Below are 18,751 nucleotides of genomic sequence, written 5' to 3'. Positions count from 1 at the left end.
AAAGTTAGGAAAACTTATAAGTTTTCCTAACTTTTTTATTCTACAACAATTGCACCTAAAATGTTTTTAAAATGGTTTAAAGCCCATTCATGACCAGCTGGATTAAAACTAGCAACACCTTGTTTATGAATAAGAACCTTGATGCCTAAATTATAAGCATCTATTGCAGTATGTAAAATGCAAATATCTGTACAGACACCGACAAGATGTAACTCAGTAATTTTATATTCTTGAATTAATTGTGCTAAAATTGTCCCGTTAAATGCACTATAACGTCGTTTATTTATCCAAAATACCTTGTTTTGATTTTTAATATTTTCAAAAGTATTATAAACAGCACCATATAAATGTTGGCCTGTTGTACCGATAATGTTATGTGGTGGAAATAATTTAGTTTCAGGATGATAAGGGTCATCTTCTTGATGTGCATCAACTGTCATAATGACAGGGTAATCTAAACCGTGAAATTCTGTCATTAAATCACTAATATAGTATTGTATATCTTGAGAGGGTTTACCACAAGATAATTTACCGTCGTCAGCTATAAAATCATTAGTATAATCAATAACAACCAGTGCTTTTGTCATTATTCTCTCCTTTGCTAAATAAACCAAAATATATTTTGTATTTTATCTGTTTTAAATAAGAAAATCAAGTTTTTACTATTGAATAATATCGTGTACTTTAGCGTTAAAGTATTGTATAATTAGAATGTATATTAATTAAGCATGATGATTGCTATAAAAGGAGAATAACAATATGTCTAAATTAAAAACATTTTTATTTGGTGCAAGTATAGGTGCTGTGGCTGCATTATTAACAACAAAATATGATGGTGTAACAATGCAAAAAAAATTAAAAAAATATTCTAATGAAAAATTAAATCGTTTAAATATTTTAGCAGAAGATGTTGCAATAGAAGCAAATTTACAAAAAGAAAATTTAACAACGCATTACAAAGAAAGTAAAGAAAATTTATCTCAAGTATTGTCAGATACAAAAGAATTATTGTCTTCAAAAGAGGATATAAAACAGGCATTTATTAATTTAAAAGAAGCGGTATCAAAATCTTCTATTAGTTCAGCTACTCAATTAGGGCAAGATTTTAAAGAAAAAGTTCAACCACATGTAGATAACTTAAAAGAAGATATTGAAAATGTAAAATCTGAAACAAAAGACTTAAAAGAAAATTTAGGGGATAATGAATCAAAATAAGATAGTGTTATATCAATGAGCGTGTATAGTTACATGCTCATTTGTTATATTGATGCTAAAATGACTTTATTTTGTTAATTATATCAATAAAACAATCTCTAATTATTGCTAGTTATGATTAATATGTGATATATTATGAATATGTCTAAGCAATTTATGAAAGGGTCGAAATCATTAATATGAAAAAAATTAAAAAAACAGCACTCCCATTAGCTTTAGTTGCATCTATTTTAACGCTAGGTGCATGTAGTACTAACAATGAAGTATATGTTGATTCAGATGCAGGAGAAGTTACTGCGACTGATGTATTACAACAAATTGGTTCAGAACAACTTTCACAAGCTGCTTTTAATGTACTTTTAAACAAAATTGTATTAAAAGAATACAGTCAATCAATTAATCAAGAGCAAGTAAGTGAAGCATTACAAAAACAATTTAGTAACTATGGTGGTGAAGAAACATTCAAAGAGTTGCTATCTAAAAATGGTTTAACAGTTGAAAAATATAAAGAAAATTTACAAGCACAACAAGCACAAACATTAATGTTAATTGATGCTGCTGGAATTAAAGATGAAGATGTTAAGAAAAAATATGAAGATGTAAAAAATCAAATTAATGCTTCTCATATTTTAATAGCTGTAAAATCAGAAAATGCACCTCAAGGTCTTTCTGATGAAGAAGCAAAACAACGTGCACAAGAAGCTTTAGAAAAAGTTAATGGTGGTGAAAGTTTTGCTGAAGTAGCTAAAAAATATTCTAATGATAAAGCGTCAGCAGCAGCTGGTGGTGAGTTAGGATGGTTTTCTAAAGCAGATATGGTAAAAGAATTTGCTGATGCTGCATTCAAATTGAAAAAAGATGAAGTATCAGGTATTATTAAATCTCAATTTGGTTACCATATTATTAAATTAAATGATACAAGAGAACAATCATTTGATGCAGTTAAACTACAATTACAATCACAATTAGCTCAAGAAAAAACAGCTGCAGATCAAAAATTAGTAATTCAAAAACTAGAAACATTATTCAAAAAATATAATGTAACTTATAAAAATGAAGCTTTAGAAAATTATGTAACACAAGTATTTAAAGGTCAAGAAAAACCAACAGCTACAGAGGCCGTATCAAAATAATACATCTAATGTATACAAAAAGGTTTGAAATCAATTCTGATTTCAAACCTTTTCTGATGACTATAAAAAATAAAATTTCTATGGTTCCTTTTATTTACAGTATTTTTATTTTGTGATAAAGTTATAAAGTCAAATTGTAAAAAAATTTAGAATTGTTTAAAATACAATTATTTATAAGAATATATGGAGGTAAGCAATTGAAAATACATGTTATTGGTGCAGGTTTAGCTGGTTCTGAAGCTGCGTGGCAATTAGCGAAAAGAGGGCATAAGATTACATTACACGAAATGAGACCAGTTAAACAAACACCAGCCCATCATACTGATCAATTTGCTGAATTAGTATGTTCTAACTCACTAAGAGCAAATGGTTTAACAAATGCAGTTGGGGTTTTAAAAGAAGAAATGAGACAATTAGATTCATTAATCATGCGTGCGGCAGATAATGCCAGTGTACCAGCAGGTGGTGCATTAGCTGTTGATAGACACGAATTTGCTGGATTTATTACGAATACTTTGAAAAATCATCCTAATATTACAATTAGTAATGAAGAAGTACTTGCTTTGCCAGAAGATGGTTTAGTGGTGTTAGCAACAGGTCCTTTAACTACTGAAGCTATTTCTAAGCAATTACAAGAATTAACAGGACAAAGTCATTTATATTTTTATGATGCAGCAGCACCGATTATTGAAAAAGATAGTATTGATATGAATAAAGTCTATTTAAAATCACGTTATGATAAAGGTGAAGCAGCATATTTAAATTGTCCGATGACTGAAGAAGAATTTAATACATTTTACGATGCTTTGTTAGCTGCTGAAGTGGTGCCATTAAAAGAATTTGAAAAAGAAATTTATTTTGAAGGATGTATGCCCTTTGAAGAAATGGCACGTCGTGGGAAAAAAACATTATTATTTGGGCCAATGAAACCTGTTGGTTTAGAAGATCCTAAAACAGGTAAACGTCCTTATGCAGTCGCACAACTAAGACAAGATGATGCAGCGGGCACTTTATATAATATTGTTGGTTTTCAAACGCATTTAAAATGGGGTGCGCAAAAAGAAGTTTTAAAATTAATTCCTGGATTAGAAAATTTAGATATTGTTCGTTACGGTGTTATGCATAGAAATACGTTTATTAATTCTCCAAGCGTGTTGAATCCAACTTATCAATTTAGAACACAACCTTCATTATTAATTGCCGGACAAATGACAGGTGTAGAAGGTTATGTTGAAAGTGCGGCATCAGGATTAGTAGCAGGTATTAATGCTGCTAGATTAGCAGATAATTTAACACCGTTAATTTTTCCAAAAGAAACAGTAATAGGTTCGATGGCGCATTATATTACACATACAGATAAAAAACATTTCCAACCTATGAATGCTAATTTTGGATTATTACCAGCTATGGAGACTAAAATTAGAAATAAACAAGAACGTTATCATGCTTTAGCTATGCGTGCGTTAAGTACTTTAGATGAATATATAAAAAATATAGGTTATTAATTGTCTGTAATTTCAGAATTATGATATAATTCATATGACTCCAAATTAGAATGAGGTGATTAAATGTCACAGTTTCATGCAACAACTATTTTTGCCATTCATCATAATGGCGAATGTGCTATGGCAGGTGATGGACAAGTAACATTAGGTAATCAAGTTGTAATGAAAAATACAGCAAGAAAAGTAAGAAAAATATACAATGATAAAGTTGTTACTGGTTTTGCTGGTAGCGTTGCTGATGCTTTTACATTGTTTGAAAAATTTGAACACAAATTGAAAGCGACAAATGGACAATTATCTAGAGCGGCAGTAGAACTTGCAGCAGAATGGCGTAGTGATAAAGCATTACGTCAATTAGAAGCTATGTTAATTGTGATGGATAAAGAAAATTTATTGCTCGTTTCAGGTACAGGAGAAGTTATTTCTTCGGATGATGGTATTTTAGCAATTGGTTCTGGTGGCAATTTTGCATTAAGTGCTGGTCGTGCTTTGAAAAAATATGCACCACATTTATCAGCTGAAGAAATTGCAAAAGCTAGTTTAACAACAGCTGCAGATATTTGTGTATTTACTAATCATAATATCATTGTAGAAAAAATATAATTTAGAGGGATAAATAATATGAATCAATTACAGGTTGCTAATTTAACACCACATCAAATTGTAGATAAATTAAATGAATATATTATAGGACAAGATCATGCTAAAAGACAAATGGCTATCGCGTTACGTAATCGTTATCGTAGAAGTTTATTAACTAAAGATCTACAAGAAATGATTATTCCTAAAAATATTTTGATGATTGGTTCTACAGGTGTAGGAAAGACTGAAATAGCTAGGCAATTAGCTAAAATTGTTTATGCCCCATTTGTTAAAGTAGAAGCAACAAAATATACTGAGGTTGGTTATGTTGGTCGTGATGTAGAAAGTATGGTCAGAGATTTAGTAGAAGCAAGCATTCGCTTAATAAAGACTCGTAAATCTGAAGTAGTAAAAAAAGAAGCTGTGAAACTTGCTAATGAAGAAATAGCTAAAATGATTGTGCCAAATAAAAAGAAACAAGTTGATTTTAATCCATTAACAATGTTAATGGGCCAACAAACAAAAACTGAAGAACAGCCAGATAGTGAAATAGTTGCACAACGTTTATCAGTTTTTAATCAATTAGAGCAAAAATTATTGGAAGATCAAATGGTGACAATTAAAATACCAGTAGAAAAAAAACAGATTTCTATGTTACCACCAGGTATGGAGAATTTAACAGAAGGCATGAATGAAGCACTTTCTGCTATTACACCACAAAAATATAGTGAGCGAACTTTAAAAGTTAGTCAAGCGAGAGAAATATTAATTGAAATTGAAATGCAAAAATTGTTAGATACAGAAGATGTCTATCAAGAAGCATTAAATTTGGCGGAACAACAAGGTATTATTTTTATTGATGAAATTGATAAGATTGCTGTAAATGATCAAAATCATCAGTCTGGTAGTGTATCTAGACAAGGTGTACAGCGAGATATTTTACCTATTGTAGAAGGTAGTGTTGTAAAAACTAAGTACGGTACAATTAAAACAGATTATATTTTATTTGTCGGTGCGGGTGCTTTTCATATTGCTAAACCAAAAGATTTAATTCCAGAATTACAAGGACGATTTCCTATTCGTGTTGAATTAGAAGAATTATCACAAGAAGACTTATATCGTATCTTAGTTGAACCGAAATTCTCGTTAATAGAACAATATACTGCTTTATTAGCTACAGAAGGTCTAAAAGTCATATTTACTGAAGAAGCATTACAATATATTGCAAAATTCGCATGGGAAGTTAATACGAATACTGATAATATTGGTGCAAGAAGATTACACACTATTATTGAAAAAGTGTTAGAAGAATTATCATTTGAAGCATCAGAATTAGTAAATCAACAAATTGAAATTACAAAATCATATGTAGAAAATAAAATGACAGCTATTGTAAATAATAGAGATTTAAGTGAATTTATTTTATAATATGATGATTTTAACTTTAGAAGGAGAAGGTTATGTCAACTTTATTACAAAAAATGAGAAAAATTAGTGCCATGTTACAAGAAGGTCATAGTGCAAATGTAGATTTTTCTTCAATGGCAAGTCGATTAAGCTTAGTAATGGATGCTACAGTATTTATTTTAAGTCGTAAAGGTAAAGTTTTAGGTTTTGAAACTAAAAATGGTTACTTAAATGAACGTATGACGAAAATGATTGAGGAACGTCAATTAATTAAAGAATATATTGACGGAGTAATGAGTATTTATGGTACGCAAGAAAATTTATCATTTGAAGATGAATTATCTATTTTTCCTAAAGAATCAAAAGAAGCATTTAAAAATTCATTTACAACAATTTTACCTGTACGTGGTGGTGGTCAAAGACTCGGTACTTTGGTTTTAGGTAAAAGTAGTAGTCAATTTACAGAAGATGATTTAGTGTTAGCAGAATACGCAGCCACAGTTGTCGGAATAGAAATTTTACATGAAAAACAAGAAGAAGCCGAAGCAATCGCTAGAGATAAAGCAATTATTAATATGGCTATTAATTCATTATCTTTTTCAGAAAAAGAGGCTATCGAACATATTTTCCAAGAATTAGATGGTCAAGAGGGCTTATTAGTGGCTTCTAAAATTGCTGATCGTGCTGGTATTACACGTTCAGTTATTGTTAATGCGCTACGTAAACTTGAGAGTGCTGGTGTCATTGACTCACGCTCATTAGGAATGAAAGGTACATATATTAAAATTTTAAAACCTAATTTTTTAGATATTTTAGATCATAAAACAATTTAAAATTACTTTTAAAATATTAAATAGCTATCTAAATTAGAGAAAATAAAAATATATTGATTTAAGTATTGTATTATACATAATAATATGCTATAGTTATTTCGGCTGTATAAATACAGTACAATAACACACGTTGTCTTGATTGTTTAAATGGTGCATTTGAATGTTATTAAACGAGTTTGAGAGCAACGGAGGATTTTAAACCATAGGAGGAAAGAAAATGTCAGTAATTTCAATGAAACAATTACTTGAAGCAGGTGTACACTTTGGTCACCAAACACGTAGATGGAACCCAAAAATGAAGAAATATATCTTCACAGAGCGTAATGGTATCTACATTATCGATTTACAAAAAACAGTTAAAAAAGTAGAAGAAGCTTACAAATTTATTAACTCTATCGCTGAAGAAGGTGGTACAGTATTATTTGTTGGTACTAAAAAACAAGCGCAAGATGCAGTTAAAGAAGAAGCAGAACGTGCTGGACAATACTATATTAATCACCGTTGGTTAGGTGGTACTTTAACTAACTATAAAACAATTAAAGGGCGTATTAATCGTATTGCTGAAATTGAACGTATGGAAGAAAACGGTACTTTTGATGTATTACCTAAAAAAGAAGTTGGGGAATTACGTAAAGAGTATGACCGTCTAAATAAATTCTTAGGTGGTATCCGTGAAATGAAAGGTATGCCATCAGCATTATTTGTTGTAGATCCACGTAAAGAACATAATGCAGTAGCAGAAGCTAAAAAATTAGGTATTCCAGTAGTTGGTATCGTTGATACAAACTGTGATCCAGATGAAGTTGATTATGTTATCCCAGCAAATGATGATGCAATTCGTGCAGTAAAATTATTAACAGCTAAAATGGCTGATGCTATTATTGTTGCACAAAATGGTGTATCAAATGAAGCGGTAGCAGAAGAGCAAGGTATTGAATTAGAAGAAACTGCAGAAGTGGTAGCAGAATAATATATTAACTGAGCTTATTGCACAGTGATTTGGGAGCTGTTCAACATTTGTTTAACAGCTCCTTTTTAAAAAAGATTAAATTTCAAGGAGGAATTATTATAATGGCAGCAGTAACAGCAGCAATGGTAAAAGAATTAAGAGAACGTACAGGCGCAGGTATGATGGATTGTAAAAAAGCATTAGTAGAATCAAATGGTGATATGGATGCAGCCATCGATTACTTACGTGAAAAAGGGATTGCAAAAGCAGCTAAAAAAGCTGGACGTATTGCAGCAGAAGGTTTAACTTTTACAGCAACAGAAGGTAACAAAGCAATTATTTTAGAAATCAACTCAGAAACAGATTTCGTTGCTAAAAATGAAAAATTCTTAACATTAGTATCAACTGTAGGTAAAGCATTATTAGCTTCAAATGCTACAACTTTAGAAGAAGGTTTAGCTGTAGAAGTAGAAGGTAAAACAATTGAAACAATCGTTCAAGAAGCAATTGCTACAATTGGTGAAAACTTATCATTACGTCGTTTTACAGTAGTAGAAAAAACTGATGTGGATGTATTTGGTACATATTCTCACCAAGGTGGTCGTATTGGTGTGTTAACTTTAGTTGAAGGTTCAACAGACGAATCAGCAGCTAAAGATGTAGCGATGCACATTGCAGCATTAAACCCTAAATATTTAGATGCTTCTCAAGTACCAGCTGAAGAGTTAGAACATGAGAAAAAAGTATTATCTGAACAAGCTTTAAACGAAGGTAAACCAGCAAATATTGTAGAAAAAATGGTAGAAGGGCGTATCCGTAAATATTTACAAGAAATTTGTGTTGTTGATCAACCATTCGTTAAAGATGGTGATGTAACAGTAGCTAAATTCTTAGCATCTAAAGGTGGTAAATTAGCTACATTTGTACGTTACGAAGTTGGTGAAGGTATTGAGAAAAAAGAAGATAACTTTGCTGAAGAAGTAATGAGTCAAGTTCGCGGTAACTAATGATTAAAATAAAGACACGAAAACTCGTGTCTTTTTTATAAAATGGAGGATAATATGTCACAACCAAAATATAAACGTATTGTATTAAAATTGAGTGGTGAAGCATTAGCAGGTGATAAAAAATTTGGTATTGAACCTGAAGTGATTCGTACTGTTGCAGAAGAAATATCAGGTATTATTAAACTTGGTGTTGAAGTTGCGGTTATTGTTGGTGGTGGAAATATTTGGCGTGGTAAAGCTGGTGAAGAATTAGGGATGGAGCGTGCAACTGCTGATTCAATGGGGATGCTAGCAACTGTAATGAATTCATTAGCGTTGCAAGATGCATTAGAAAAATTAGCCATTGATACACGTGTGTTAACATCTGTTGAAATGAAACAAATGGCAGAACCATATATTCGTCGTCGTGCGATTCGTCATTTAGAAAAAGGTCGTGTTGTTATTTTTGCAGCAGGGATCGGTAATCCTTATTTTTCAACTGATACGACAGCAGCTTTACGTGCTAAAGAAATTGAAGCAGATGTTATTTTAATGGGTAAAAATGCAGTAGATGGTGTTTACTCAGATGATCCGAAGAAAAATAAAGAAGCAATTAAATATGATAAATTAACTTATATTCAAATGTTACAAGATGGCTTAGCCGTTATGGATGCCACAGCTTCATCATTCTGTATGGACAATAATTTACCATTAATTGTCTTTTCAATTGAAGAGAGTGGTAATATTCGTAAAGCAGTTATGGGTGAAAATATAGGTACAACAATTACTAAATAGATTTATAGGAGGTATTATAATGCCAGAAACATTATTAAAAGACTTAAAAGAAAAGATGGATAAATCAGTCGCTAGTTTTTCTCGTGAGTTAGCAACAATACGTGCAGGGCGTGCAAATGCATCATTATTAGACCGTATCACGGTAGATTATTATGGTGCAGCAACACCAATTAATCAAGTAGCAGGTATTTCAACACCTGAAGCACGTTTATTAGTTATTTCTCCTTATGATAAAGGTGTGTTACAAGATATTGAACGTGCAATTATGGCATCAGATTTAGGGTTAAATCCAACAAATGACGGTTCAGTAATTCGTATTGCTATTCCAGCTTTAACAGAAGAACGACGTAAAGAATTAGTTAAGCAAGTTGGTAAAGAATCAGAAAATGCTAAAATTGCGATTCGTAACATTCGTCGTGATGTGAATGATGGTTTTAAACGTTTAGAAAAATCAGGTGATATCACAGAAGATGCTTTACGTGGCTTTTCTGATGATGTACAAAAAACAACAGATACTTTTATTAAAAAAGTTGATGATATTACAAAAGAAAAAGAACAAGAAATTATGACTGTATAGTTAATTAAATAAGTGAGTAAGTGACTTTAATAAGTCAGTACTCACTTTTTTATATTTTATTCATCACTAATGTATGATAAACTATGAGTATGATATTAAAGGAGGACATTATGATGCAAGCATTATTAATGACAATTGTTAAACCATTAGTTAGTGAACCTAATGAAGTGCGTGTTGAATTAACCGAAAATAAAGATAATGTTGTATTAACATTGTATGTAGCTAAAGAAGATTTAGGTAAAGTTATTGGTAAACATGGTAGAATTGCAAAATCAATTCGAACAATTATGTCAGGTGTAAAAAATGATTATCATAAACGTGTCTTAGTAGAAATTGCAGAATAGTGAGGAAAATATGTTATTAAATGTCGGAAAAATTATTAATACACACGGATTAAATGGCGAATTAAAAATTATACCTACAACAGATTATATAGAACAACGTTTTACCGAAGGTAGTGAACTATATATTATGCGAGGTAATCAACAGATTGATCAAGTTACTGTAGAAAGTGCACGCCAACATCAACAATTTATTTTAGTTAAGTTTGATCAATATGATGATATTAATGATGTTGAAAAATTCAAAGGATTAAAATTAAAAGTTGACGATAGTCATATTATTGAAGAAGAGGAAAATGCTTATTATTTTCATCAAATTATTGGCTGCCAAGTGTTAACAACAGATAATAAAAATTTAGGAGAGATTATAGATATTTTAACACCAGGTGCCAATGATGTATGGGTAGTTAAAGGTCAAAAAGAATATTATATCCCATATATTGAAGACGTTGTTAAAACAATTGATATTGACAATAAAAAAATTATTATTGAAGAAATAGAAGGGTTATTGAGTTAATGAAAATAGATATTTTAACTTTATTTCCAGAAATGTTTGAAGGTGTGTTTAAAAATTCAATTTTAAAACGTGCGCAAGATGCAGAAGCAGTAACATTGAATACAGTTAATTTTCGCTATTTTTCAGATAGCAAACATTTGAAAGTAGATGATTATCCTTATGGTGGTGGGCAAGGTATGGTGTTAAAACCGGAACCTATTTTTAATGCTGTTGAGCAATTAGAAAAAACATCAAAGACACGTATTATTTTAATGTGTCCACAAGGACAAACTTTTACACAAAAAAAAGCAGAAGAATTGGCGCAAGCTGAACATCTAATATTTATATGTGGTCATTATGAAGGATATGATGAACGTATTCGTACGCATTTAGTGACGGATGAATTATCATTAGGTGATTTTGTCTTAACTGGTGGTGAATTAGCAGCGATGACAATGATTGATGCGATTGTGAGACTTAAGCCATCAGTATTAGGAAATGAATTATCACATCAAGATGATTCGTTTTCAACGGGGCTGTTAGAATATCCACAATATACACGTCCGGCAGACTTTAATGGGTTAACAGTGCCTGATGTTTTATTAAGTGGTAACCATGCCAATATTGATTTGTGGCGTAGACAACAAGCCATTAAACGTACATTTGAACGTCGTCCAGATTTATTAGAAACATATCCTTTAACTGATGATGATAAAAAATATTTGGCAACATTAAAAAATGATATTGCCAAATAGGGTGGGTATATGTTAGTATAGATATGTTATATTACAAAGTAATATATGTTTAAATACGATACTCCGCTGTCTATTTTTATCTTAGTTAAGAGTGTTTTGTAGAAGGAGAAAAGGAAAATGAATCCATTAATTCAATTAGTAACAGAAGAGCAATTACGTACAGATATTCCTGAGTTTCGTGCAGGTGATACAGTACGTGTACACGTACGTATCGTAGAGGGTAACCGTGAGCGTATCCAACCATTTGAAGGTGTTGTAATTAAACGTCGTGGTGGCGGTATCTCTGCAACTTATACAGTACGTAAAATTTCTTACGGTGTTGGTGTAGAACGTACTTTCCCAGTACATTCACCAAAAGTTGAAAAAATTGAAGTATTACGTAAAGGTCGCGTTCGTCGTGCTAAACTTTACTACTTACGTAACTTACGTGGTAAAGCAGCACGTATTAGAGAAATTCGATAATACGTTAAACATGAGTCTAAGCATAAGCTTAGGCTTTTTTTGAAATTGTCGGGAGGTATGTGTAATGAATAAAAGTATTTATTATTTATTGATAATTATATGTTTTATTATATTGCTATATGTAAATGTTAAACACAACAAGAAAAAAGAGCAAAAAGATTTATTATTTGCTGAATTAATTTTAGAGAATGCTAGATTACGACAAAAAATTTTATTGAATATACAAGATTTAACTGATATAGAAGCTATAAAATACATAAGAGAACATTATTATATAGATATATTAGGTGCTAAGAAAATAGTAGATGAATTAAATAAAAAATAAGTTTTGAGATTTGAAGTATCTTGTGCTCATTATCTTATTTAAAAGTTTTATTGAATATGCTAAAATTAGGAAGTTATATAAGATAAATAAAGAAGGGATAATTATATGGTCATTCAATGGTTTCCAGGTCATATGGCAAAAGCACGAAGAGAAGTTCAGGAAAAATTGAAATTAGTAGATATTATTTTTGAATTATTAGATGCACGAGTGCCAATGAGTTCACGTAATCCTATGATAGATGAAATTGTAGGACATAAACCACGTATTATTTTATTAAATAAAGCAGATATGGCTGATAGCCATCAAACGACAAAATGGAAAAATTATTTTGAAGCACAAGGCTTACCTACATTAATTATAGAAGCCAAAACAGGTAAAGGTATAAAAGAAATTACTAAAATGGCACAACAAGTTTTGGCTGATAAATTAGAACGTTTAGCTAATAAAGGAATTAAACAAAAAACCATTCGTGCAATGATTATCGGTATTCCGAATGTAGGAAAATCTACGTTAATTAATCGTTTAATTGGTAAAAATGTTGCACAAGCTGCTAATAAGCCGGGTGTAACTAAAAAACAAGCTTGGTTAAAATTAGGAAATGAGTTTCAATTATTAGATACACCTGGTATTCTTTGGCCTAAATTTGAAGATCAGACGATTGGTAAAAAGTTAAGTTTAACAGGTGCTATTAAAGATGAAATCGTTCATTTAGATGAAGTTGCAATTTTTGGTATGAAGTATTTGTTAACACATTATCCACAAGCAATGTCATCATATTATCATGCAACATTTGATGTCGAGGATGATCCGGTTCTTTGGTACGATATAATTGGCAAACAAAGAGGTTTAAGTCGACATGGTGATGTAGATTATGAACAGGTAACACATTTATTTATTAGAGATATTCGTCAACAAAAATTAGGTAATTTTACATTTGATAAAATAGAAGCTGATAATCATGATGAAAATTAAAGAGATTCAAGTGATATTAGACGATATCAATGATATAACAGATGTACGTTTACATCAATTTATGCAAGATGAACGCATCTCTGTACGTAAGTTAGTTGATAAGCATCAAAAAAAATTAATAAAGCAACAACAATTATATGAAGCTTTTCAACAAAGTTTATTTTATGAACAACAAGCTAAATTGCAAGGCTATCAATTTATTGTTGGTGTTGATGAAGTAGGACGTGGGCCATTAGCAGGCCCTGTTGTTGCAGCAGCGGTTATATTAGCTGATGATTGTTATATTGAAGGCTTAACAGATTCTAAAAAATTGACAGCTAAAAAACGTCAACAATTATTTGAAATAATTCAACAACAAGCTGTAGCTATTGGTGTAGGTATTGTAGATCATCAAATTATTGATGAAATTAATATTTTAGAAGCAACAAAATTAGCGATGTATCAAGCAATAGAACAAGTGAAACAATCTATTGATATAGATTACTTACTTATAGATGCTTTAACATTACCTAACATAACATTACCACAATTACCTTTAATTAAAGGTGATGTTAAAAGTGCGTCTATTGCAGCAGCTTCAATTATTGCTAAACAAACAAGAGATGAATTAATGTGTCAGTATGCTAAACAATATCCGCAATATGGTTTTGAACAACATGCAGGTTATGGGACTAAACAACATTTAGCAAGTATTCAACAGTATGGTATTTGTGATATTCATCGTTTAACATTTGAACCTATTAAAAGTAGGGTTCAAAAAAATTATGAAAAATAATGGAAGTAAGGTAGATACATAATAAATGATACAGATTAAGCTCAATCATCGTAGTTATAGTGATTTTCAATTTAATGAAGATTAAGTATAATAATGATGAGGTGAGTTAATGGAACATCAAATAATTTTATCTTTAATTATGATTAAAGGTATGACAACAGCAGATATGCATAAAATTTATTATAATAGTCATTGTAATTTCAATTCAGTGTGTCAATGACAAGTACAAGATTTTATGCGCCTATTTAAACCATCAAAAGCACAATATATTTTTGAGAATTTACAAATCAATTTATCACGAGATATGATTAATCAGACGAAAAAAATAGTTAATATAGTATTTTTTAATGAGGCAGATTATCCTAGTCGATTATTAGCTTTATATGATTTTCCATTTGTGTTATTTTATCAAGGGGATTTAAACTTATTAAAAAACAACTATCCATTAGCTATTATTGGTAGTCGTTATCCTAGTGAATATTCTACAAAAGTATTACATTATTTGTTTCCAAATATTCAACAGTATCAACCTGTTATTATTAGTGGCTTAGCTTATGGTGTTGATAGTTTGGCACATAGATTAGCTATTCAATATCATTTAGGTACAATTGGTGTATTAGCATTTGGACATCATTATTGTTATCCTAAAGCTAATGAACAATTATTTGATTATATGAAAGCGCATGAATGTGTGATTTCTGAATATCCACCGCAACAAAAAATTATCAAATATCAATTTGTAGCAAGAAATCGATTAATTGCTGCGCTAGCCGATAAAATTTTAATAACAGAAGCCGCGCAAAAAAGTGGTACACAAATTACTGTAGATTTTGCTTTAGATTTAGGTAAAGATATTTATTGCATACCTGGAGATATTACATCGAGTTTATCTCAAACACCGAATAATTATCTTAAAGAAGGTGCAATCATCGTAACTCAAGCACAAGACATTTTTGAGTTATAGTATAAAATAAGTTGACAATTTTAAATTTTGTCTTTATGATTGTCAACATGAATATAAATGGTCAAGAATAAGAGGAGTGACAAATTAGTGGCAGATTATTTAGTTATTGTAGAATCACCAGCTAAAGCGAAGACAATTGAAAAATATCTAGGAAAAAAATATAAAGTAACATCTTCAATGGGGCATATACGTGATTTGCCAAAAAGTCAAATGGGGATAGATGTTGACAATAACTATGCACCGCATTATATTACTATTCGTGGTAAAGGCGATTTAGCTAAACAATTAAAAAAAGAAGCTAAAAAAGCTAAAAAAATATTTTTAGCTTCCGACCCAGATAGGGAGGGTGAAGCAATTGCATGGCATTTATCTCATCTATTAGATCCTGATAATGTTAAATCTAGTCGAGTTGTATTTAATGAAATTACGAAAGATGCAGTTAAAGAAGCATTTAAGCATCCAAGAGATATTGATATGAATGTAGTGGATGCGCAACAAGGTCGTCGTATTTTAGATAGACTAGTAGGTTATAATATTTCCCCAGTATTATGGAAGAAAGTAAAAAAAGGTTTATCAGCTGGAAGAGTACAAACAGTTGCGGTTAAATTAATTATCGATAGAGAAAATGAAATTAATAATTTTAAACCTGAAGAGTATTGGTCGGTAACAGGTCAATTTATTCATAAACGCAAGAAATTTTATGCAAAATTATTAAAAGTAGATAATAAGAGCATTAAATTACAAAATGAAGCACAGGTAAAAGAAGTTTTATCTACCATTACATCAGATCTATTTGAAGTGACTAATATTAAAGCAACTGAGAAAAAACGTTTTGCGGCATTACCATTCACAACATCATCATTACAACAAGAAGCTGCTAGAAAATTAAATTTTAAAGCTCGAAAAACGATGATGATTGCACAGCAATTATATGAAGGTATTGATTTGAAAAAACAAGGTGGTGTAACAGGATTAATCACCTATATGCGTACAGATTCTACACGTATTTCAGATGTTGCTAAAACTGATGCTACTAAGTTAATTACTGATAAATATGGTTCAGAGTATTTATTGAAAACAGCACGTAAAACAAAAAAATCATCAAATACACAAGATGCACATGAAGCGATCAGACCAACACAAGCTTTAAGAGAGCCAGCAGCTATTAAAGATTATTTATCGCGTGATCAATTTAAATTATATAAATTAATATGGGAACGTTTTATTGCGAGTCAAATGGCACCAGCTATTTTTGATACTGTGGCAGTTGATTTAACGCAAGAACGTGTCATGTTTAGAGCAAATGGTTCAACAATGAAATTTGCTGGTTTTATGAAATTATATGTTGAAGGCGCTGATGATGAAGTTGACGAAGAAAATACAATTTTGCCTGATATGGTAATAGGTGATAAAATTAAATCTGTAATGATTAAACCTGAACAACATTTTACACAACCACCACCACGTTATACAGAAGCTCGACTAGTTAAAACACTAGAAGAATCAGGCATAGGTAGACCATCAACATATGCACCTACTTTAGATACAATTCAAAAAAGAAACTATGTAAAATTAGAACAAAAAAGATTTGTACCTACAGAATTAGGAACAATTGTTATTGAATTAGTTGATGAATATTTTCCGGAAATTACTAAAGTAGATTTTACAGCAAATATGGAATTTGCTTTAGATAAAATAGCTGACGGAAAAGTTGCATGGATGGAAGTAATCGATGCTTTTTATAAAAATTTTGAGCAACACGTACATAAAGCAGAAGAAGAAATGGAAAAAATTGTAATTAAAGATGAACCCACAGGTGAAGCATGTGAAAAATGTGGTTCGGACTTAGTTTATAAGATGGGACGCTATGGTAAATTTATTGCATGTTCTAATTTTCCAGATTGTCGTAATGCTAAACCTATTATTAAAGAAATAGGTTTAACTTGTCCAACTTGTCATCAAGGTAAGATAGTAGAACGTAAGTCGAAAAAAGGTCGTATTTTTTACGGCTGTTCTGATTATCCAACTTGTGAATTTGTTTCATGGGATAAACCACTAGCACGTTCATGTCCAAAATGTCAATCTTATCTAGTTGAAAAAGTAACTGGCAAAAAAGTACAAGTACAATGTTCAAAATGTGATTTTAAAGAAAAACAACAATAAAATTTATCGCGATTAGCCATATTCAATCTTATCAATTTAAACTTATCTATTGGAGAAAAAATATGCAAGTTATAAAAATAAATGATGAAAAAAAATATCATGATTTTGTTAAAAATCATGCAAAGTCAACAATTTTACAAACACCTGAATGGGGTGAAATGAAAGTCAATACAGGTAACTGGCGCACAGAATGTTTGTTTGTAGTGAATGATGATCAACAAACAGTAGCTGCATTGACGGTACTTTATCGTCAATTACCTTATATTAAGCAATATCTTGCTTATGCACCACGAGGGATTATTACAGATTTTAATCATACTTCTCAATTTAAAGAAGTGATTAAAGCACTGAAATCTTATTTTAAAACACAAAAAGTATTTGATTTTAAAATTGATCCAGATATTATGTGGCGTCAAAGAGATATTGATTATAATATCATTCCTGATGGTGTGGACAATTCAAATATTAGAGATTTATTATTTGAATGTGGTTTTGAGCAAAAGCCTTTCAATTTAGGTTTTGATGGTATTCAACATCGTATGACGATGATTGTTGATTTAGTAGATGAAGGCCACGGTATTATTCAGCAAATGTCTAAACGTTTACGTTATGATATTAAAAATGCACATAATAAAGGTGTTGTATGTTTTAAGGGTAATTATGATGATTTAGTAATTTATGATGAATTGAATCAAATAACAGCACAACGTGATCACTTTATTCCGCGTTCTTTAAAATATTTACAAATTTTATACCGTACGCTAAATAAAGCAGGTATGTTAGATTTATACTTTGCTAAAGTAGATTTTAATGTGGCTTTAAAATTTGTAAAAAATCAACAAAAAAATAATGAGCAACAATTATCTAAAGTACAGCAACAGCTTTCAGCTGCAACGAATGAGCAAAGAAAAGAAAAGTTAACACGTCAGCTTGATGAATTAACTAAAATAAGTGATAAATATATTAAAGAAATTCAAGAGTTAGAAGCAAAAATTATTGAGTTTCCAAATGGTCAAGTTTTAAGTGGGGCCATTGTAGCACATTATGATAATAAAGCATTTTATTTATATGGTGCCAATATTACTGAATATACTAATTTAAATGCTAATAAAGCATTACAATTATGGATTATGCAAAAATTATATGATGAATCAGGTGTTCGAAAATATGATTTATTTGGTGTAGCAAGTGATAATAATCCAGACGATCAACAATATGGTTTAAGTCAGTTCAAACGTAATTTTTCACCTGAACTTGTGGAATATATCGGTGAATTTGATTTACCGATAAATAAATTCTGGTATAAATTATTCCAAGAATATGCACCAAAAATTATTGCATTTAAAAACCAACGTATCTTAAAAAAATATGGCAAATAAAAAATGGGGCTGGGAAAAAACTAGCCTATAAATAAAAATACTCGCGTTTTTGATATTATTTTGTTGAATAATATCAAAATCACGAGTGTTTTTTTATAGTTTAATATAAAGGTTCTATAATTTAAAGTGTTGATGAC

The 18,751-nt window shown here is 30.5% G+C and carries 21 protein-coding genes; 20 read left to right on the top strand and 1 reads right to left on the bottom strand.

Going from position 1 to position 18,751, the window contains the following annotated elements; translation table 11 throughout:
• Positions 1–35: 35 nt before the first annotated feature.
• Positions 36–587 carry a cysteine hydrolase family protein gene (locus tag AC5EAH_RS00105; RefSeq protein WP_493492716.1) on the bottom strand — a complete coding sequence of 184 codons (552 nt, stop codon included), beginning with the start codon at positions 585–587 and terminating at the stop codon, positions 36–38.
• A 172-nt stretch (positions 588–759) separates the two neighbouring features.
• Between AC5EAH_RS00105 and AC5EAH_RS00100 the strand changes: the two genes are divergently transcribed.
• From AC5EAH_RS00100 to AC5EAH_RS00005, 20 genes are all read left to right on the top strand, one after another.
• The gene (locus AC5EAH_RS00100) at positions 760–1,215 is read left to right on the top strand and encodes a hypothetical protein (RefSeq protein WP_493492715.1); all 456 of its coding nucleotides are present in this window, start codon (positions 760–762) and stop codon (positions 1,213–1,215) included.
• A gap of 179 nt (positions 1,216–1,394) precedes the next feature.
• Positions 1,395–2,348: a foldase protein PrsA gene (locus AC5EAH_RS00095; RefSeq protein ID WP_493492714.1), complete on the top strand. Its 954-nt coding sequence runs from the start codon at positions 1,395–1,397 to the stop codon at positions 2,346–2,348.
• Positions 2,349–2,545: 197 nt separating this feature from the next.
• Positions 2,546–3,853 carry an FADH(2)-oxidizing methylenetetrahydrofolate--tRNA-(uracil(54)-C(5))-methyltransferase TrmFO gene (gene trmFO / locus AC5EAH_RS00090; RefSeq protein ID WP_493492713.1) on the top strand — a complete coding sequence of 436 codons (1,308 nt, stop codon included), beginning with the start codon at positions 2,546–2,548 and terminating at the stop codon, positions 3,851–3,853.
• A gap of 63 nt (positions 3,854–3,916) precedes the next feature.
• The gene (gene hslV, locus AC5EAH_RS00085; protein WP_493492712.1) at positions 3,917–4,456 is read left to right on the top strand and encodes an ATP-dependent protease subunit HslV; all 540 of its coding nucleotides are present in this window, start codon (positions 3,917–3,919) and stop codon (positions 4,454–4,456) included.
• Between the two features lie 18 nt (positions 4,457–4,474).
• On the top strand, positions 4,475–5,863 hold the full coding sequence (gene hslU, locus AC5EAH_RS00080; protein WP_493492711.1) for an ATP-dependent protease ATPase subunit HslU: 1,389 nt from the start codon (positions 4,475–4,477) through the stop codon (positions 5,861–5,863).
• A gap of 32 nt (positions 5,864–5,895) precedes the next feature.
• Positions 5,896–6,675 carry a GTP-sensing pleiotropic transcriptional regulator CodY gene (gene codY, locus AC5EAH_RS00075; protein ID WP_493492710.1) on the top strand — a complete coding sequence of 260 codons (780 nt, stop codon included), beginning with the start codon at positions 5,896–5,898 and terminating at the stop codon, positions 6,673–6,675.
• A 217-nt stretch (positions 6,676–6,892) separates the two neighbouring features.
• Positions 6,893–7,645, top strand: coding sequence for a 30S ribosomal protein S2 (gene rpsB, locus AC5EAH_RS00070; RefSeq protein ID WP_493492709.1), 753 nt, complete (start codon positions 6,893–6,895; stop codon positions 7,643–7,645).
• Between the two features lie 101 nt (positions 7,646–7,746).
• Positions 7,747–8,631 carry a translation elongation factor Ts gene (gene tsf, locus AC5EAH_RS00065; RefSeq protein ID WP_493492708.1) on the top strand — a complete coding sequence of 295 codons (885 nt, stop codon included), beginning with the start codon at positions 7,747–7,749 and terminating at the stop codon, positions 8,629–8,631.
• A 54-nt stretch (positions 8,632–8,685) separates the two neighbouring features.
• A complete protein-coding gene (gene pyrH, locus AC5EAH_RS00060; RefSeq protein ID WP_493492707.1) occupies positions 8,686–9,405 on the top strand; it encodes a UMP kinase in 720 nt (239 codons plus the stop codon).
• A gap of 19 nt (positions 9,406–9,424) precedes the next feature.
• Positions 9,425–9,982, top strand: a complete 558-nt coding sequence (gene frr, locus AC5EAH_RS00055) for a ribosome recycling factor (RefSeq protein ID WP_493492706.1) — start codon at positions 9,425–9,427, stop codon at positions 9,980–9,982.
• Positions 9,983–10,092: 110 nt separating this feature from the next.
• Positions 10,093–10,326: a KH domain-containing protein gene (locus tag AC5EAH_RS00050; protein ID WP_493492705.1), complete on the top strand. Its 234-nt coding sequence runs from the start codon at positions 10,093–10,095 to the stop codon at positions 10,324–10,326.
• Positions 10,327–10,336: 10 nt separating this feature from the next.
• Complete coding sequence (gene rimM, locus AC5EAH_RS00045; RefSeq protein ID WP_493492704.1) at positions 10,337–10,840, top strand: ribosome maturation factor RimM; 504 nt, start codon at positions 10,337–10,339, stop codon at positions 10,838–10,840.
• On the top strand, positions 10,840–11,574 hold the full coding sequence (trmD, locus tag AC5EAH_RS00040) for a tRNA (guanosine(37)-N1)-methyltransferase TrmD (RefSeq protein WP_493492703.1): 735 nt from the start codon (positions 10,840–10,842) through the stop codon (positions 11,572–11,574). Before rimM ends, trmD begins: the two co-directional genes overlap by 1 nt.
• Positions 11,575–11,691: 117 nt before the next feature.
• Positions 11,692–12,036, top strand: a complete 345-nt coding sequence (gene rplS, locus AC5EAH_RS00035; protein WP_493492702.1) for a 50S ribosomal protein L19 — start codon at positions 11,692–11,694, stop codon at positions 12,034–12,036.
• A gap of 64 nt (positions 12,037–12,100) precedes the next feature.
• On the top strand, positions 12,101–12,361 hold the full coding sequence (locus tag AC5EAH_RS00030) for a hypothetical protein (RefSeq protein WP_493492701.1): 261 nt from the start codon (positions 12,101–12,103) through the stop codon (positions 12,359–12,361).
• Positions 12,362–12,466: 105 nt separating this feature from the next.
• A complete protein-coding gene (gene ylqF, locus AC5EAH_RS00025; RefSeq protein WP_493492700.1) occupies positions 12,467–13,333 on the top strand; it encodes a ribosome biogenesis GTPase YlqF in 867 nt (288 codons plus the stop codon).
• Positions 13,320–14,108, top strand: a complete 789-nt coding sequence (rnhB, locus tag AC5EAH_RS00020) for a ribonuclease HII (RefSeq protein ID WP_493492699.1) — start codon at positions 13,320–13,322, stop codon at positions 14,106–14,108. The genes ylqF and rnhB overlap by 14 nt, the downstream gene beginning before the upstream one ends.
• Positions 14,109–14,343: 235 nt before the next feature.
• A complete protein-coding gene (dprA, locus tag AC5EAH_RS00015; RefSeq protein ID WP_493492698.1) occupies positions 14,344–15,072 on the top strand; it encodes a DNA-processing protein DprA in 729 nt (242 codons plus the stop codon).
• A gap of 87 nt (positions 15,073–15,159) precedes the next feature.
• Positions 15,160–17,235 (top strand): type I DNA topoisomerase, encoded by a 2,076-nt coding sequence (gene topA / locus AC5EAH_RS00010; RefSeq protein WP_493492697.1) that lies wholly within the window; start codon positions 15,160–15,162, stop codon positions 17,233–17,235.
• A gap of 62 nt (positions 17,236–17,297) precedes the next feature.
• Positions 17,298–18,614, top strand: coding sequence for a lipid II:glycine glycyltransferase FemX (locus AC5EAH_RS00005; RefSeq protein ID WP_493492696.1), 1,317 nt, complete (start codon positions 17,298–17,300; stop codon positions 18,612–18,614).
• Positions 18,615–18,751 lie beyond the last annotated feature (137 nt).

This window comes from Staphylococcus sp. B1(2026) (assembly GCF_058895785.1).
Note: the sequence above shows the minus strand (reverse complement) of the source record. Positions and strands in the feature narration are given on the sequence as shown.

Excerpts from the sequence above, each read along its gene's own strand:
- tsf (WP_493492708.1), top strand. The coding sequence starts at position 7,747 with ATGGCAGCAGTAACAGCAGCAATGGTAAAAGAATTAAGAGAACGTACA.
- rpsB (WP_493492709.1), top strand. The coding sequence starts at position 6,893 with ATGTCAGTAATTTCAATGAAACAATTACTTGAAGCAGGTGTACACTTT.
- dprA (WP_493492698.1), top strand. The coding sequence starts at position 14,344 with ATGCGCCTATTTAAACCATCAAAAGCACAATATATTTTTGAGAATTTA.
- AC5EAH_RS00100 (WP_493492715.1), top strand. The coding sequence starts at position 760 with ATGTCTAAATTAAAAACATTTTTATTTGGTGCAAGTATAGGTGCTGTG.
- rplS (WP_493492702.1), top strand. The coding sequence starts at position 11,692 with ATGAATCCATTAATTCAATTAGTAACAGAAGAGCAATTACGTACAGAT.
- hslU (WP_493492711.1), top strand. The coding sequence starts at position 4,475 with ATGAATCAATTACAGGTTGCTAATTTAACACCACATCAAATTGTAGAT.
- AC5EAH_RS00095 (WP_493492714.1), top strand. The coding sequence starts at position 1,395 with ATGAAAAAAATTAAAAAAACAGCACTCCCATTAGCTTTAGTTGCATCT.
- rnhB (WP_493492699.1), top strand. The coding sequence starts at position 13,320 with ATGATGAAAATTAAAGAGATTCAAGTGATATTAGACGATATCAATGAT.
- AC5EAH_RS00050 (WP_493492705.1), top strand. The coding sequence starts at position 10,093 with ATGATGCAAGCATTATTAATGACAATTGTTAAACCATTAGTTAGTGAA.
- trmD (WP_493492703.1), top strand. The coding sequence starts at position 10,840 with ATGAAAATAGATATTTTAACTTTATTTCCAGAAATGTTTGAAGGTGTG.
- codY (WP_493492710.1), top strand. The coding sequence starts at position 5,896 with ATGTCAACTTTATTACAAAAAATGAGAAAAATTAGTGCCATGTTACAA.
- rimM (WP_493492704.1), top strand. The coding sequence starts at position 10,337 with ATGTTATTAAATGTCGGAAAAATTATTAATACACACGGATTAAATGGC.
- AC5EAH_RS00105 (WP_493492716.1), bottom strand. The coding sequence starts at position 587 with ATGACAAAAGCACTGGTTGTTATTGATTATACTAATGATTTTATAGCT.
- frr (WP_493492706.1), top strand. The coding sequence starts at position 9,425 with ATGCCAGAAACATTATTAAAAGACTTAAAAGAAAAGATGGATAAATCA.
- AC5EAH_RS00005 (WP_493492696.1), top strand. The coding sequence starts at position 17,298 with ATGCAAGTTATAAAAATAAATGATGAAAAAAAATATCATGATTTTGTT.
- hslV (WP_493492712.1), top strand. The coding sequence starts at position 3,917 with ATGTCACAGTTTCATGCAACAACTATTTTTGCCATTCATCATAATGGC.
- ylqF (WP_493492700.1), top strand. The coding sequence starts at position 12,467 with ATGGTCATTCAATGGTTTCCAGGTCATATGGCAAAAGCACGAAGAGAA.
- AC5EAH_RS00030 (WP_493492701.1), top strand. The coding sequence starts at position 12,101 with ATGAATAAAAGTATTTATTATTTATTGATAATTATATGTTTTATTATA.
- pyrH (WP_493492707.1), top strand. The coding sequence starts at position 8,686 with ATGTCACAACCAAAATATAAACGTATTGTATTAAAATTGAGTGGTGAA.